Origin of the sequence: Rhodoplanes azumiensis, from assembly GCF_042682915.1 — a bacterium.
In the GTDB taxonomy this organism is placed as follows: domain Bacteria; phylum Pseudomonadota; class Alphaproteobacteria; order Rhizobiales; family Xanthobacteraceae; genus Rhodoplanes; species Rhodoplanes azumiensis.
Genome location: NZ_JBHUIW010000017.1, coordinates 64,660 through 80,162 on the forward strand (window position 1 = coordinate 64,660; position 15,503 = coordinate 80,162).

Here is a 15,503-nt window from a genome sequence, read left to right on the forward strand (position 1 = left end):
GCGATGCGCGCTCGCCCGCATGGCGAGTGTTCCGTGAAGCTGCTATAGCCCACCCGATCGACACCTGGAGCGGACCGAGGGACATGTTGGCGACCACGAAGATTCCCCCCCATGTGAAAAGCGAGCGCCTGAAGGCCTGGGTGACCGAGATGATCGCCTTGTGCAAGCCGGCGGACGTGCACTGGTGCGACGGGTCTCAGGAGGAGTACGACGATCTCTGCGAGCAGCTCGTCCAGGCCGGCACCTTCAAGCGCCTGAACCCGGCCAAGCGTCCGGGTTCCTACCTCGCCTTCTCCGACCCGAGCGACGTCGCCCGCGTCGAGGACCGCACCTACATCTGCAGCCTCAAGAAGGAGGACGCCGGGCCGACCAACAACTGGGTCGACCCCAAGGAGATGAAGGCGACGATGACGAAGCTGTACGACGGCTGCATGGCCGGTCGCACGCTCTACGTCATCCCGTTCTCGATGGGGCCGATCGGCTCGGACATCTCTTACATCGGGTACGAGATCACCGACTCGGCCTATGTCGTCACCAACATGAAGCTGATGACGCGCATGGGCCGCGCCGTCGACGAGGCGCTCGGCGACTCGGACGTCTTCGTGCCGTGCCTGCATTCGGTCGGCGCGCCGCTCGCCCCCGGCCAGCAGGACGTCGCGTGGCCGTGCAATCCGACCGTGAAGTACATCGTGCACTTCCCGGAGGAGCGGCTGATCTGGTCCTACGGCTCCGGCTACGGCGGCAACGCGCTGCTCGGCAAGAAGTGCCTCGCGCTGCGCATCGCCTCGGTGCTCGGTCGCGACGAGGGCTGGATGGCCGAGCACATGCTCATTCTCGGCGTCACCGACCCGAAGGGCCGCAAGACCTACGTGGCGGCGGCGTTCCCGAGCGCCTGCGGCAAGACCAACTTCGCCATGCTGATCCCGCCCAAGGAGATCGAGGGCTGGAAGGTCTCGACCATCGGCGACGACATCGCCTGGCTGAAGCCCGGCTCCGACGGCAAGCTCTACGCCATCAATCCGGAGGCCGGCTATTTCGGCGTCGCGCCGGGGACGAACTACAAGACCAATCCCAATGCGATGCGGACCATCGAGAAGAACACCATCTTCACCAACGTCGCGCTGACCGACGATGGCGACGTGTGGTGGGAGGGCATGGACGGTGATCCGCCCGCGCACGCGATCGACTGGCAGGGCAAGGACTGGACGCCGGACTGCGGCCGCAAGGCGGCGCATCCGAACAGCCGCTTCACCGTGCACGCCTCGCAGAACCCGGCGATCGATCCGGAGTACGAGAACCCGAAGGGCGTGCCGATCTCGGCGCTGATCTTCGGCGGCCGCCGCTCGACCGTGACGCCGCTCGTCTACCAGTCGCTGTCGTGGGCGTTCGGCGTCTATGCCGCCGCCACAATGGGCTCGGAGATGACGGCCGCCGCCTTCGGCAATATCGGCGAGGTGCGCCGCGACCCGATGGCGATGATCCCGTTCTGCGGCTACCACATGGGGAGCTACTTCAACCACTGGCTCGACATGGGCCGCAAGTTCCCGATCCCGCCGCGCATCTTCAACGTCAACTGGTTCCGCAAGGACAAGGACGGCAAGTTCCTGTGGCCGGGCTACGGCGAGAACATGCGCATCCTGAAGTGGATCGTCGAGCGCTCGAACGGCAGCGCGCGGGCGGTCGAGAGCCCGCTCGGCTACACCCCGACCTACGACGACATCGACTGGCGCGGCAGCGACTTCACCCACGAGCAGTTCGAGGAGGTGATGTCGGTCGACCGGGCCGAGTGGATGAAGGAGATCCTCAGCCACGAGGAGCTGTTCATCAAGCTGTTCGACCGCCTGCCGAAGGAGTTGCTCGCCGTGCGCGACCTGATCCTCTCCGGCCTCTATCGCTCGCCGAACCGCTGGCTGCCGCCGGACTACGGCACGATCAACAGCTGATCTTTCTCGCGTCGCCGCGAGACGCGACGGCCGGGCGAGAGCCCGGCCGTCTTTTTTCGGGACGACTTTGCATGAGAAGTCATCCCGGGGCGCGGACCCGGAGGTCCGCGAGCCCGGGATCCGATCCCTGGTGTCTGCGGCTCACGAGAGCTCGGGGGTGCGGGTTCCGCCTTCGCCGCTTCGCGGCGACCCGGAACGATGGGGGACTGGGCCGCGCTCTTCCGCTTCGCTCCCCCGCACCAATGTCCCGATTGGTCGCTCGCCGGGTCTTTCACCCGGCCTCTCGCTCGGGCTAGGATCGCGGCCCATCCTGCGAGAGTCCTCCCGATGCCTGTCGATATCCCCCATTTCGTCGCCGGTGCGCGCGTGCCCGGCCGCAGCGGCCGTTCTGCGCCGGTGTTCGATCCGGCGACCGGCGAGGTCACCGGCACGGTGCCGCTCGCCTCGCGCGACGAGGTGAACGCCGCCGTCGCCGCCGCCCATCGCGCCTTTCCGGCCTGGGCCGCGACCCCGCCGCTGCGCCGCGCCCGCATCCTCAACCGCTTCCTGCGGCTCCTGGAGGAGCGCACCGACGACCTCGCCGCCGTCATCACGGCCGAGCACGGCAAGGTGCTGTCCGACGCCAAGGGCGAGGTGCAGCGCGGCCTCGAGGTGGTCGAGTTCGCGACCGCGGCGCCGCAGCTCCTGAAGGGCGAGGTGACCGAGAACGTCGGCACCAGCGTCGACAGCCATTCGCTGCGCCAGCCGCTCGGCGTCGTCGCTGGCATCACGCCGTTCAACTTCCCGGCCATGGTGCCGCTGTGGATGCTGCCGGTGGCGCTCGCCTGCGGCAACTGCTTCGTGCTGAAGCCGTCCGAGCGCGACCCGTCCGCATCGCTGCTGCTCGCCGACTGGCTGAAGGAGGCGGGCCTGCCGGACGGCGTGTTCTCGGTCGTGCACGGCGACAAGGAGGCCGTGGACGCGCTGCTCGCGAATCCCGACATCGCGGCGGTGTCGTTCGTCGGCTCGACGCCGATCGCCAAGTACATCTACGAGACCGCGACCCGCACCGGAAAGCGGGCGCAGGCGCTCGGCGGCGCCAAGAACCACATGGTGGTGATGCCCGACGCCGATCTCGACCAGGCGGTCGATGCGCTGATGGGTGCCGCCTACGGCTCGGCCGGCGAGCGTTGCATGGCCGTGTCGGTCGCCGTGCCGGTCGGCGAGAAGACGGCCGACGCGCTGATCGCGCGCCTCGCGCCGCGCGTGCGGGCGCTGAAGATCGGACCCGGCACCGATCCCGAGGCCGAGATGGGGCCGCTAGTCACCAAGCAGCATCTCGACAAGGTGCGCGGCTATGTCGACATCGGCGTGCAGGAAGGCGCCGAGCTCGTCGTCGACGGGCGCGGCCTCAAGCTGCAGGGCCACGAGAACGGCTTCTTCATCGGCGGCTCGCTGTTCGATCGCGTGACGCCGTCGATGCGCATCTACAAGGAGGAGATCTTCGGCCCGGTCCTGGCGGTCGTGCGGTCGCGGAGCTTCGAGGATGCGGTCCGCCTGATCAACGCGCACGAGTTCGGCAACGGCACCGCGATCTTCACCCGCGACGGCGACGCCGCGCGCGAGTTCGCGACCCGCATCCAGGTCGGCATGGTCGGCATCAACGTGCCGATCCCGGTGCCGATGGCGTTCCACTCCTTCGGCGGCTGGAAGGCGTCGCTGTTCGGCGACCATCACATGCACGGCCTCGAAGGCGTGCGCTTCTACACCCGCCTCAAGACCATCACGACCCGCTGGCCGACCGGCATCCGCTCCGGCGCCGAGTTCGTGATGCCGACGATGAAGTGAGGACGACGTTGGGGTGAGACGAGGGCGCGCTGCTCATCCGAACAGCGCGCCGACGTCGATTTCGATTTCGGGCGGATCGAGCCGCAGCGCGTCGTCGCGGGCGATCCTGGTCGCAACGGTGTCGCCGTCGCTTCGGGCGTGATGGACGACGATCCGGTTGTCCGGATCGACGATCAGATAGTGCCGCACGCTGGCGAGGCGGAAGTAGCCGAGGAACTTGTCGCGCAAATCGGTGAGCGCGTTGCCGGGGGAGCGCACCTCGACGACGATCACCGGGCTTTCCAGCACCACGGCGTCACGCGCGCGACCGGCTCGCCACAGATCACCATCGCATCGGGTTGGAACAGCGTCCGCTCGTCGATCCGCACCGCGGCGCTGTCGAGCACGAAGCGGCATGGCACGCCCGCGGTTCCGATCGCCGCGTCGAGGGCGCGGGCGAGCCGGTACTTGGTGTCGCCGTGGATCACCCGCTCGGGCGACATCGCGACCGGCACACCGTCGTGCAACTCGAACGACCCGGGACGCCGATCGGCCCAGGCGAGGAACTCCTCCACGGTCATGCTCGTCTCGCGCAGCGCGGTCATGAGCGGATGATAGGGGGCATCCGGGCCGCGATCAACGCGACCCTCGCGCCCGGCTCGCCTCAGACGTGCTGGCCGCCGTTGATGTGGATCTCGGCGCCGTTCACGTAGGACGAGGTCTCGGTGCACAGCACGTAGATGATCTTCGCCACCTCGTCGGTGGTGCCGAGCCGCTGCATCGGGATCTGCGCCACGATCTTGTCGGTGCCGGGCGAGAGGATCGCCGTGTCGATCTCGCCCGGCGCGATGGCGTTCACGCGGATGCCGACCCTGCCGAAGTCCGACGCCATCTCGCGGGTGAGCGCGGCGAGCGCCGCCTTCGAGGTCGCGTAGGCCGAGCCGGCGAACGGATGCACGCGCGAGCCGGCGATCGAGGTGACGTTGACGACCGAGCCCTTGGTCGCCTTCAGCTCGTCGATCAGGCCGCGGGCCAGCATGATCGGTGCGAAGAAGTTGATCTGGAATACCTGCTGCCAGGTCTCCAGCGGGGTCTCGATCGAGCCGAGACGGTGCCCCTCCTCGTCCTTGGGCGAAATGCCGGCATTGTTGACCAGCGCGTGCAGCTCGCCGTCGAGCCGCTCCTTGATCTCGGCGATCGCCTCGCGGGTCGAGGCCGGATCGGCGAGGTCGACCTGGATGTGGTCCTCCGGGCCGCTCGCCCACGGGCAGTTCTCCGGGAAGGCGTGGCGCGAGCAGGTGATGACCCGCCAGCCGGCGGCCGAGAAGCGCTTCACGGTGGCGTGCCCGATGCCGCGGCTCGCGCCGGTGAGCAGAAGCGTGCGGCGCGGCTGGTTGCTGATCGGCGTGGTCATGGGCGGCCTCCGGTCGACGGGTCGATGCGTCGGGTCAATGGCAAGGTGGTGAAAAGGATCAGGCGCAAGATCGAGACGAGATCAGGGATAGAGGCGGAACTTGGTCCACGGGGCACTCGGCCGCTCGCGCTTGAACACGATCCGGTCGTGCAGGCGGAACGGCCGGTCCTGCCAGAACTCGATCGACAGGGGCGCGATCCGGTAGCCGACCCAGGTCGGCGGCCGCGGCACGCTGCCGATCGCGTACTTGGCCGTGTAATAGGCGACCGACTTCTCGAAGGCCAGCCGGCTCTCCAGCGGGCTCGACTGCTTGCTGGCCCAGGCGCCGATCTTCGATTGGCGCGGCCGGCTGTCGAAATAGGCGTCGGCCTCGGCGTCGGAAACCAGCGAGACCGGGCCGCGCAGCCGCACCTGGCGCTGCAGCGACTTCCAGTGGAACACCGCGGCGGCGGACGGGTTGGCGGCGATCTCCTGGCCCTTCTGGCTGGTCTGGTGCGTGTAGAAGACGAAGCCGCGCTCGTCGACGCCCTTGAGCAGCACCATCCGGACGTTCGGCATGCCACCGGCGTCCGCCGTGGCGATCGCCATGGCGTTCGGATCGGCCGGCTCGCTCCTGCGCGCCTCCTCGAACCACGCGTCGAACAACACGAAGGGCGCGTCGGATTCGGTGAAATCACCAGACGTTAACCGGCTCGGTTGTTCAATCGGAGTTGTATCGGACATGGTTCGGAGCACCTCTTGGCAATCGATCCGCCGGCTCTTGCGGTCGGGTCCGGGCCTTATAGGCCCGGCGGTCGCGGTCGCCTACGCCGCCGTGGTGGTGGCCGCCACCGCCGTGGCGTATGGGCCGTCGGGCTCGCCGTCGCCGTGCTGACGGGGGTGCTCGGCGGCGGCTGTGCTTATCAATTGGGGTCGCTCGGCGGGAAAGACGAGGACTCCTCGCTCGCCGCCACCGGGGCGCTCGGCGCCCGCGCCGCGGCCGGCCACGTCGGTTCGGCCGGAACGCCGGCCGAGGCGGCGCTGCCCGGCGAGGCCGACCTCGCCGTCGCCCGCACGGCGATCGCCGAGGCGCTCGGCAAGAGCGGCACCACGGCGAGCGCGTCCTGGGAGAATCCGACGACCGGCGCCCGCGGCACCGTCACGCCGATCACCTCGGCCTACAAGGAGGACGGGCGAACCTGCCGCGACTTCCTGGCGAGCCATGTCCGCGACGGCGCCGAGACCTGGCTCGAGGGCGGTGCCTGCCGGGTGGGCCTCGGCCGCTGGGAGGTGAAGCGGCTCAAGCCCTGGAAGCGGGCCTGAGCCGCGGGCCGATCGGCGCCGTCGTCCATCCCCGATCTCCGCCTGCGATCTTTGCGCCGAACCGCCCGCAGGCCGACCGGCTCGCGTTGCGAAATCGGGCGATTCCCCCCACATTGATCCGTGAACGGGTGAATCACCCGACCTGCGTTTCGGAGTTTTCAGAGCATGCGCAACCCCTACGAGGTTCTCGGGGTGCCGCGGACCGCGGACGCGGCCGCGATCAAGAGCGCGTTCCGCAAGCTCGCCAAGAAGCTGCACCCCGACGCCAACCAGGACGACCCGAAGAGCGCCAAGCGCTTCGCCGAGGTCAACCAAGCCTACGAGATCATCGGCGACGAGAAGAAGCGCAAGGCGTTCGACCGCGGCGAGATCGACGCCGAAGGCAAGCCGCGCTTCCACGGGTTCGAGGGCTTCGGCGCCCATCCCGGCGCCGGCGCCGCCGGCGGCGGCCCGGGCGGCGCCCATTTCGAGAACTTCTCGTTCGGGCCGGAGGGTTTTCGGCGCGCCGGCGGCGGCGCGGGGGCGCGCGGCTTCGGTGGCGGCTTCGAGGACATTCTCAAGGACGTGTTCGGCGCGGCCGCGGCGAGCCAAGGCGGCCGCCGCACCGGCTTCGGCGGGATGCCGTTCGAGGCCGAGGATCTGCACCAGCCGGCCGGCCGCGACGTCGAGGCCGCCGTCACCATCACGCTGGCCGAGGCGGCCAAGGGCGGCACCCGGCGCGTCCACCTGCCGACCGGCAAGGAGGTCGAGGTCAAGATCCCGGCCGGGCTCGCCGACGGCCAGCAGATTCGCCTGAAGGGGCAGGGGCTTCCCGGCCCCGGCGCGGTCGGCGACGCGCTCGTCACCGTGACCATCGCGCCGCATCCGCTGTTCGACCGCGACGGCGCCAATCTGCGCCTCGACCTGCCCGTGACGCTCTACGAGGCGGTGCTCGGCGGCAAGGTGCGGGTGCCGACGCTGGACGGCGCCGTCGAGCTGAACATCCCGGCCGGCACGTCGAGCGGCCGCACCTTCCGGCTCAAGGGCAAGGGTCTGCCCGCCAAGGGGGCCACCGGCGATCTCCTGGTCGGCGTCCGCATCGTGCTGCCCAAGGAGCATGACATCGAGCTCGACGAGCTGATGCGCCACTGGCGCGACGCCAAGCCCTACGACCCCCGCCGCGACATGGAGTGAGCCGGGCGGACGGGACCATTCGCGGGCGAGCCGCGCCGCGCCAGAGTGGCTTCGTCCGAGACGCGCTTCCGAGCCCCGAGATCGTCGCACGCCGGTTTCCGGAACGCTCGGTGCCCTGCGGAGTGGCCGCCCCAGGACGGTGAAAACGTTTCCATCGTAGGTGGTTGAGCCCGGTTTCCGCGCCGCGACGGAGACGGTGTGGGCGATCCGCGCGCCACCGCGGCATCGCCCGGGGGGTGATGCTCCCGTCGCACATCCGACCAATGGCGCGCCGTGCTTGCGTCCGCCCCGCCTTGCCGCGGCCCGGCCCGGCGTGCCATAGGTGCGGCCGCGCCGGTCACGGCGGTTCAGAGGATCATCATGCCGGATACTGCAGGGCTCCTGCGCGGCAAGCGCGGGCTCATTTTTGGCGTCGCCAACAATCGTTCGATCGCCTGGGGGATCGCCAAGGCGGCCCGCGCCCAGGGGGCGGAGCTCGGCTTCACCTACCAGGGCGACGTCCTCAAGAAGCGGGTCGAGCCGCTCGCCGCCGAGCTCGGCGCGCGCCTCCTCGGGCATTGCGACGTCACCGAGCCGGCGACCATCGACGCCGTGTTCGCCGCCGCCGCCGAGGCGTGGGGCTCGATCGACTTCGTCGTCCACGCCGTCGCCTTCTCGGACAAGGACGAGCTCGACGGCCGCTATGTCGACACCTCGGTCGACAACTTCACCAAGACGATGCTGATCAGTTGCTACTCGTTCACGGCGATCGCCCAGCGGGCCGAGAAGCTGATGCCGAACGGCGGCGCGCTGCTGACGCTCACCTATTACGGCGCCGAGAAGTGGATGCCGCACTACAACGTCATGGGCGTCGCCAAGGCGGGGCTCGAGGCGTCGGTGCGCTACCTCGCCGCCGATCTCGGCGCCAAGGCGATCCGGGTCAACGCCGTCTCGGCCGGCCCGATCAAGACGCTCGCCGCCTCCGGGATCGGCGACTTCCGCTACATCCTGCGGTGGAACGAGTACAACGCGCCGCTCAAGCGCACCGTGACGATCGACGAGGTGGGCGACACGGCGGTCTATCTGCTGTCCGACCTGTCGCGCGGCGTGACGGGCGAGATCCACCATGTCGACGCCGGCTACCACGTCGTCGGCATGAAGCGGCCGGACGCGCCCGACATCTCGGTCGTCAAGGAGTAGCCGGGGCCGCAGCGCCCTCGGGTGCGGGGCGCGGACCCGTCCGCGTCGCCCGCGCGCCGGGCGGGGCGATTTGACCCCGGCAGGTCCGGCGCGCTACCAGACCGGGCAGCGCAGGATCCCCTTAGAACCATGTCGTTCAACACCTTCGGCCATCTGTTCCGGGTCACCACCTTCGGCGAGAGCCACGGGCCGGCGCTCGGCTGCGTGGTCGACGGCTGCCCGCCGCGCATCCCGATCGAGGCGGCCGAGATCCAGGCGTTCCTCGATCGCCGCCGGCCCGGCCAGTCGCGCTTCACCACGCAGCGCCGCGAGCCGGACGCGGTGAAGATCCTCTCCGGCGTGTTCACCGACCCGGAGACCGGCGTCCAGGTGACCACCGGCACGCCGATCGCCCTTCTGATCGAGAACACCGACCAGCGCAGCAAGGACTACGGGGCGATCAAGGACACCTATCGGCCCGGTCACGCCGACTACACCTACGACGTGAAATACGGCTTTCGCGATTATCGCGGGGGAGGGCGCTCCTCGGCGCGCGAGACCGCCGCGCGGGTCGCGGCCGGCGCGATCGCGCGAAAAGTGGTGCCGGGCCTCTCGGTGCGGGCCGCGCTGGTCCAGGTCGGCCGTCACACCATCGATCGCGCCCGCTGGGACTGGGACGAGGTCGACAAGAACCCGTTCTTCTGCCCGGACGCCGAGGCGGCGAAGGTCTTCGCCGACTATCTCGACGACGTGCGCAAGGCCGGCTCCTCGGTCGGTGCGGTGGTCGAGGTGATCGCCGAGGGCGTGCCGCCGGGGCTGGGCGCGCCCGTCTACGGCAAGCTCGACGCCGATCTCGCTGGCGCCCTGATGGGCATCAACGCCGTGAAGGGCGTCGAGGTCGGCGCGGGCTTCGCGGCCGCCGCGCTCACCGGTGAGGAGAACGCCGACGAGATGCGCCTCGGCAACGACGGCGCGCCGCGGTTTCTCACCAATCACGCCGGCGGCGTGCTGGGCGGCATCTCGACGGGCCAGCCGCTGGTCTGCCGCTTCGCCGTCAAACCGACCTCCTCGATCCTCACGCCACGGGCGACCGTGAACCGCTTCGGCGAGGAGACCGAGATCCTCACCAAGGGCCGCCACGACCCTTGCGTCGGCATAAGGGCCGTGCCGGTCGCCGAGGCGATGGTTGCGTGCGTGGTGGCCGATCATTATCTGCGCCAGCGCGGGCAGGTCGGCACGCCGCCGGCCTGGCCGTTCGCGCGCCCTGCCGGGGCCCCCGAAGAGATCCCCGCCGCTCACACGAAAGTCCGCGAATGACCAACGAGAACAGCAGGCGCGTGGAGGCGGCCGTCGCCGCCTTCGCGCGGGGCGAGCTGGTGATCGTCACCGACGACAACGACCGCGAGGACGAGGGCGATCTGTTCGTCGCCGCCTCGATGTGCACGCCCGAGAAGATGGCCTTCGTCATCCGCCACACCTCGGGCATCGTCTGCGCGCCGCTCTCCGCCGAGGAGGCGAAGCGACTGCGGCTCGATCCGATGGTGGCCTCGAACGACGCGCCGCTCGGCACGGCGTTCACGGTGTCGGTCGACGTCAAGCGCGGCTTCGTCACCGGCATCTCGGCCGAGGAGCGCACCAACACGGTGCGGGCGCTCGCCAACCACAACACCGTGGCGGCCGACTTCGTGCGGCCCGGCCACGTCTTCCCGCTGGTCGCCCGCGAGGGCGGCGTGCTCATGCGCTCCGGCCACACCGAGGCCTGCGTCGACATGTGCCGGCTCGCCGGCCTGCCGCCGGTCGGCGTGCTGGCCGAGCTGATGAACGACGACGGCACCGTCATGCGCGGCCCCGAGGTCGCGGCCTTCGCGAAGAAGCACGATCTCGTCGCCATCTCGGTCGCCGATCTGATCGCCTACCGGCAGGTGCGCGACAAGCTGGTCGAGCGCATCTCGACCTTCACGGTGCAGACCGAGATCGGCCCGCTCAAGGGCCACGCCTATGTCACGCCGTTCGAGGCCGTGCACCACATGGCCCTGGTGGTCGGCGACATCGGCGACGGCCGGAACGTGCCGACCCGGCTGCACCGCCACAACCTGCTGCGCGACACCTTCGGGGGCGCCCCGACCGTGCACGCGGCGCTGCGGCGCTTCAAGCAGGAGGGGCGCGGCGTGTTGGTGTTCCTGCGCGACGGCACGGTCGGCGTGCCGGCCGCCGACCTGCCGAAGAACGGGAACGGCAACGGGAGCGGCGAGGCGCCGACCGACTCCGAGGCGGCCCGCACCCTGCAATGGCGCGAGATCGGCGTCGGCGCACAGATCCTCAAGGATCTCGGCGTCACCTCGATCCGCCTGCTCACCTCGGCCGAGCACAAGTATGTCGGCCTCGCCGGCTTCGGCATCGAGATCACCGGCACCGAGCCGATCGGGGCGTAGGGCGGTTTCCGAAGCCGGTCGTTCCGGGGCGGCGCGCAGCGCCGAGCCCGGAACCCATATCCCCTGAGTCCCGAATTCGCAGGGACCGGGCGTGTGGATTCCGGACAGCCGCTCTGCGGCTTCCGGAATGACCGCCTCTGTTCTTTATGTCCGATAAATCGATCGTGAACGCCAGTTCAGCGCCGCCCGTGAGAACATTGCGATTCTCGGCACGGCGGAGACGGGCATGCGGACGGGATTCTCGGCGGCGGTGATCGGGGCGGGGCTCGCGGCTCTCGTCGTGGCTGGCGCCGGACCTGGCCTGGTGGCCGCGCCGGCGGTGCGGCTCGCGGACCTCCCGACGTCGCAGGCCGATTCGACCGTCGACGTGGAGCTGGTGCTGGCCGTCGACATCTCCTACTCGATGGACCCCGAGGAGCAGGCGCTCCAGCGCGAGGGCTACGTCGCGGCGCTGACCTCGCCGGAGTTTCTCGCCGCCCTCAAGCAGGGCATGCACGGCAAGATCGCCGTCACCTATGTCGAATGGGCGGGCTCGGCCGACCAGCGCGTGCTGGTGCCGTGGCGCGTGGTCGACGGCCCCGGCAGCGCCGAGGCCTTCGCGGCGTCGATCGCCGAGGCGCCGTATCGACGCGCTTACCGCACCTCGATTTCCGGTGCGCTCCTGTTCTCGGCGGATCTGTTCAAGGACAGCGGCCAGCGCGGCATCCGCCGCGTCATCGACGTCTCGGGCGACGGCGCCAACAACCAGGGCGCCCAGGTCGATCACGTCCGCGACGAGGTGATCGCCAAGGGCATCACCATCAACGGCCTGCCGCTGGTGCTCAAGCGCCCGAACGCCGCCACCATGGATCTCGAGGCGCTCGACATCTACTACGAGGATTGCGTGATCGGCGGCCCGTCCGCCTTCATGATCCCGATCCGCGACCGCAGCCAGTTCAAGGAGGCGACCCGCACCAAGCTGGTGCTGGAGATCGCCGGGCGCACGCCCGAGGCGCGGGTGATCCCGGTGGCCGAACCCGAGCCGCGCGCGACCCCCCGGGTCTCCTGCACGATCGGCGAGCGCATGTGGCAGCAGCGCTGGGGCCGGGATTTCAATTGAGCGATCGGCCGGGGTGTCGCCCCGGTCCGACGGCGCCGTGCGCCGGTGCCGGTCCGTTCGATTACGCTTTGCCTCCGCGTGGCTCGCTGTACAGTGGAGCGGATCGGCGCGACTGGAGCGACACCGTGTCCCCGTTCCTGCCCTGGCTGAAGCTCGCGGCTTGCGCGGCGCTGATCGGTTTCGCCGGCCCGCGGCTGACGCGTTACGGCGACATCATCGCGCGGCGCACCGGGCTGTCGCGCTCGTGGATCGGACTCGTCCTCCTCTCCACGGCCACGTCGCTGCCCGAGCTCGTCACCGGCATCAGTGCCGTCACGGTCGCGGGCGCACCCGACATCGCGATCGGCGATGCGCTCGGAGCCTGCATCTTCAATCTCGCCATCCTGGTCGTGCTCGACGCGCTCCATCGCGACGAGCCGATGTATCGGCGCATCGAGCAGGGCCACATCCTGACGGCCGGCTTCGGCGTCATCCTGATCGGCTTCGTCGGCGCGTTGGTGTTGCTGTCGCGCGAGACGCCGGGGCACCGCCTCTTCCACGTCAGTGCCTACACGCCCGTGATCGTGGTTCTCTACGTGGTGGCCATGCGGGCCGCCTATGTCTACGAGCGGCGTGCCGCCGGCGCGCTGCCGCCGATCAGCGGGTCCGAGCCCGGCACGACGCTGCGCGAGGCCGTTCTACAGTACGCCGCGGCGGCTGCCGTGATCTTCGCGGCGGGCGCCTGGCTGCCGTTCGTCGGCACCGAGCTCGCCGACGCGATGGGCTGGCGGACCTCGTTCGTCGGCACGCTGTTCGTCGCTGCCTCCACCACGCTGCCGGAGCTCGTCGTCACGGTCAGCGCGGTCCGCATCGGAGCGATCGACATGGCGGTCGCCAACCTGCTGGGCAGCAACCTGTTCGATGTCCTGATCGTGGCGGTCGACGACGTCGCCTTTGCCGACGGGCCGCTGCTGGCCGCCGTCTCGCCGGTTCACGCGGTGTCGGCCTTCGCGGCCGTGATCATGTCGGCGATCTTCATCGTCGGGCTCCTCTACCGTCCGGAGACCCGGTTGCGCGGCACGATCGGCTGGGTCAGCGTCTCGCTCCTGATGGTGTATCTGCTCAGCGCTTACGCGATATATCTGCACGGACACTGAGACGACGATGTCTTACCGCACGAACGTCGCGACGATCTCGACGTGATAAGAATACCTGAACTGGTCGACCGGTGTGACGTCGGTCAGCCGGTATCCGCCGGCGATCAGGATCGCGGCGTCGCGCGCGAAGGTCGCGGCGTTGCACGACACCGCGACGACGACAGGCACGCGGCTCGCCGCCAGCGCGCGCGCCTGCGCCTCGGCGCCCTGGCGCGGCGGATCGAACACGACGGCATCGACCTTCATCAGCTCCTGCGCCACCAACGGCCGGCGGAACAGATCGCGCGCCTCCGCCGTCACGGGCTTCAGCCCGGACGTGTTCTGCGCGGCGCGCGACAGCGCCTGGACGGCGGCGGCGTCGATCTCGACGGCGCGCACCTTCGCGCGCTCGGCGAGACGTAGCGCGAACGGCCCGAGGCCGGCGAACAGGTCGACGACGCGCTTCGCGTCTCCCACCTGGGCCTCGACCAGCCGGGCGAGCGCCGCTTCGCCTGCGGCGGTCGCCTGCAGGAACGGTCCCGGCGGCAGCGCGACCACGGCGCGGCCGATCTTCAAGGTCGGCGCGACCCGCTGCGCCACCATCTCGCCGTGCCGTGTGAGCCGGGCGAGCCGGTGCGTTTCTGAGACTGCGGCGAGTGCGCCGGTGCGGCCGGCGTTCAGCGGGCCGGAGCCGCGCACGTCGACGTCGAGCCCGTCGTCGGTCGCCGTCACCTGGATGTCGAGCGGCTTCTTCAGCGGACCCAGCGCCTCGGCGATCGCCCAGGCGACCTCGACGAAGCCCTTCAGGCTGGGCGCCGTCACGGGGCAGCGGTCGATCGGCACGATCTCGTGGGCGCGCTGCGCCGCAAAGCCGACCTGGAGGATGTCGCGGGTGCCGCGCCGCGCGTGCAGGGTGACGCGGCGGCGGCCTTCGCCGTGCGCGTCGATCAGCGCGCCGACCGGCGCCTCGATCCCGGCGGCGCGCAGCGCCTCGACGAGACACGCGCGCTTCCAGGTCCGGTAGGGCGCCTCGGCGAGGTGCTGGGTGGCACAGCCGCCGCACACGCCGAAATGCGGACAGATCGGAGCGATCCGGTCCGGGCTCGCCACCTCGACCCGCACCAGCCGGCGGCGGTCCGGATGGCCCGGCACCGGCTCGGCCGCGACGGTCTCGCCGGGCAGCGCATAGGGCACGTAGATCGGGAACTCGGGTCCGTCCACGACGCCGTCGCCGCGCCGGCCGAGCGACGCGATGGTGAGGTGCTCGGTCACGTCGGGTCTCCGGGCGGCGCGTCGCGCCGCGCGATCAGCAGGAACTCGCGGTTGCCGTCGCCGCCGGTGATCGGGGAGGGGAGCAGGACGCGCACCTCGCAGGCGAGGGATCGCACCAGCGCCGCGGCATTCTCGCAGACGGCCGCGTGGACGGCGGGATCGCGCACGAGGCCCTTCTTCAGATGCTCGCGGCCCGCCTCGAACTGCGGCTTGATCAGTGCGACGAGGTCGCAGCCGGGTGTGGCGAGCGCGAGCGTGGCCGGCAGCACCAGCGCGAGCGGGATGAAGCTGACGTCGATCACGACGAGGCTCGGCGCGGTATCGAAGTCGTCGGACGTCAGCGTCCGGATGTCGGTCGCCTCGCGGGAGACCACCCGCGGATCGGCCCGCAGCTTCGGGTGGAGCTGATCACGACCGACGTCGATCGCATGGACCTTTTCGGCGCCGCGGGCGAGCAGCAGATCGGTGAAGCCCCCCGTCGAGGCGCCGACGTCGAGGCAGACGCGGCCGGCCGGGTCGATCGCGCCGGCGTCGAGCGCGGCCGCGAGCTTCAGGGCGCCGCGCGAGACGTAAGGATGCGCCGGTGCGGCCGCGATCACGGCGTCGGCGGGAAGCGTGTCGGAGGGCTTGCCGACCGGCACGCCGTCGGCCGTGACCAGGCCGGCCGCGATCGCGGCCTGCGCCTTCGCGCGGCTCTCGAACAGGCCGCGGTCGACCAGCAGCCGATCGGCGCGCAGGCGAGGGGACATGATGGGCCGACGTCTCGTGCCGACGTGTAGACGTGTAGGG

13 protein-coding genes and 1 pseudogene are annotated in these 15,503 nt (G+C 70.3%); 9 read left to right on the top strand and 5 right to left on the bottom strand.

The window, feature by feature from the left end:
* Positions 1-83 precede the first annotated feature (83 nt).
* Positions 84-1,943, top strand: a complete 1,860-nt coding sequence (locus ACFSOX_RS14920; protein WP_378478604.1) for a phosphoenolpyruvate carboxykinase (GTP) — start codon at positions 84-86, stop codon at positions 1,941-1,943.
* A gap of 327 nt (positions 1,944-2,270) precedes the next feature.
* Positions 2,271-3,770, top strand: coding sequence for a CoA-acylating methylmalonate-semialdehyde dehydrogenase (locus ACFSOX_RS14925; protein WP_378478605.1), 1,500 nt, complete (start codon positions 2,271-2,273; stop codon positions 3,768-3,770).
* A gap of 33 nt (positions 3,771-3,803) precedes the next feature.
* Here ACFSOX_RS14925 and ACFSOX_RS14930 read toward each other — a convergent pair.
* The 3 genes and pseudogenes from ACFSOX_RS14930 to pdxH all read right to left on the bottom strand — a co-directional run bounded on the left by ACFSOX_RS14930 (position 3,804) and on the right by pdxH (position 5,886).
* Positions 3,804-4,354: pseudogene (locus tag ACFSOX_RS14930) on the bottom strand (Uma2 family endonuclease).
* 59 nt (positions 4,355-4,413) lie between these two features.
* The gene (locus ACFSOX_RS14935; RefSeq protein WP_378478606.1) at positions 4,414-5,163 is read right to left on the bottom strand and encodes an SDR family NAD(P)-dependent oxidoreductase; all 750 of its coding nucleotides are present in this window, start codon (positions 5,161-5,163) and stop codon (positions 4,414-4,416) included.
* 81 nt (positions 5,164-5,244) lie between these two features.
* Positions 5,245-5,886, bottom strand: a complete 642-nt coding sequence (gene pdxH / locus ACFSOX_RS14940; RefSeq protein ID WP_378478607.1) for a pyridoxamine 5'-phosphate oxidase — start codon at positions 5,884-5,886, stop codon at positions 5,245-5,247.
* A 144-nt stretch (positions 5,887-6,030) separates the two neighbouring features.
* On the opposite strand from pdxH, the gene ACFSOX_RS14945 reads away from it, so the two are divergent.
* The 7 genes from ACFSOX_RS14945 (at position 6,031) to ACFSOX_RS14975 (ending at position 13,463) form a co-directional block, all read left to right on the top strand.
* Entirely contained in the window at positions 6,031-6,465 is a 435-nt protein-coding gene (locus tag ACFSOX_RS14945) for an RT0821/Lpp0805 family surface protein (RefSeq protein ID WP_378478608.1), read from the top strand.
* A 165-nt stretch (positions 6,466-6,630) separates the two neighbouring features.
* Entirely contained in the window at positions 6,631-7,638 is a 1,008-nt protein-coding gene (locus ACFSOX_RS14950; RefSeq protein ID WP_378478609.1) for a DnaJ C-terminal domain-containing protein, read from the top strand.
* A gap of 360 nt (positions 7,639-7,998) precedes the next feature.
* A complete protein-coding gene (gene fabI, locus ACFSOX_RS14955; RefSeq protein WP_378478610.1) occupies positions 7,999-8,817 on the top strand; it encodes an enoyl-ACP reductase FabI in 819 nt (272 codons plus the stop codon).
* A 129-nt stretch (positions 8,818-8,946) separates the two neighbouring features.
* Positions 8,947-10,113, top strand: coding sequence for a chorismate synthase (aroC, locus tag ACFSOX_RS14960; RefSeq protein ID WP_378478611.1), 1,167 nt, complete (start codon positions 8,947-8,949; stop codon positions 10,111-10,113).
* On the top strand, positions 10,110-11,228 hold the full coding sequence (ribB, locus tag ACFSOX_RS14965; protein ID WP_378478612.1) for a 3,4-dihydroxy-2-butanone-4-phosphate synthase: 1,119 nt from the start codon (positions 10,110-10,112) through the stop codon (positions 11,226-11,228). Before aroC ends, ribB begins: the two co-directional genes overlap by 4 nt.
* A gap of 226 nt (positions 11,229-11,454) precedes the next feature.
* On the top strand, positions 11,455-12,327 hold the full coding sequence (locus ACFSOX_RS14970) for a DUF1194 domain-containing protein (RefSeq protein WP_378478613.1): 873 nt from the start codon (positions 11,455-11,457) through the stop codon (positions 12,325-12,327).
* A 125-nt stretch (positions 12,328-12,452) separates the two neighbouring features.
* Positions 12,453-13,463 (top strand): sodium:calcium antiporter, encoded by a 1,011-nt coding sequence (locus ACFSOX_RS14975; RefSeq protein ID WP_378478614.1) that lies wholly within the window; start codon positions 12,453-12,455, stop codon positions 13,461-13,463.
* A 12-nt stretch (positions 13,464-13,475) separates the two neighbouring features.
* Here the strand turns inward: ACFSOX_RS14975 and ACFSOX_RS14980 are convergent, their stop codons facing one another.
* Positions 13,476-14,714, bottom strand: a complete 1,239-nt coding sequence (locus tag ACFSOX_RS14980) for a class I SAM-dependent RNA methyltransferase (RefSeq protein WP_378478615.1) — start codon at positions 14,712-14,714, stop codon at positions 13,476-13,478.
* Positions 14,711-15,463 (bottom strand): TlyA family RNA methyltransferase, encoded by a 753-nt coding sequence (locus tag ACFSOX_RS14985; RefSeq protein ID WP_378478616.1) that lies wholly within the window; start codon positions 15,461-15,463, stop codon positions 14,711-14,713. Before ACFSOX_RS14985 ends, ACFSOX_RS14980 begins: the two co-directional genes overlap by 4 nt.
* Positions 15,464-15,503 lie beyond the last annotated feature (40 nt).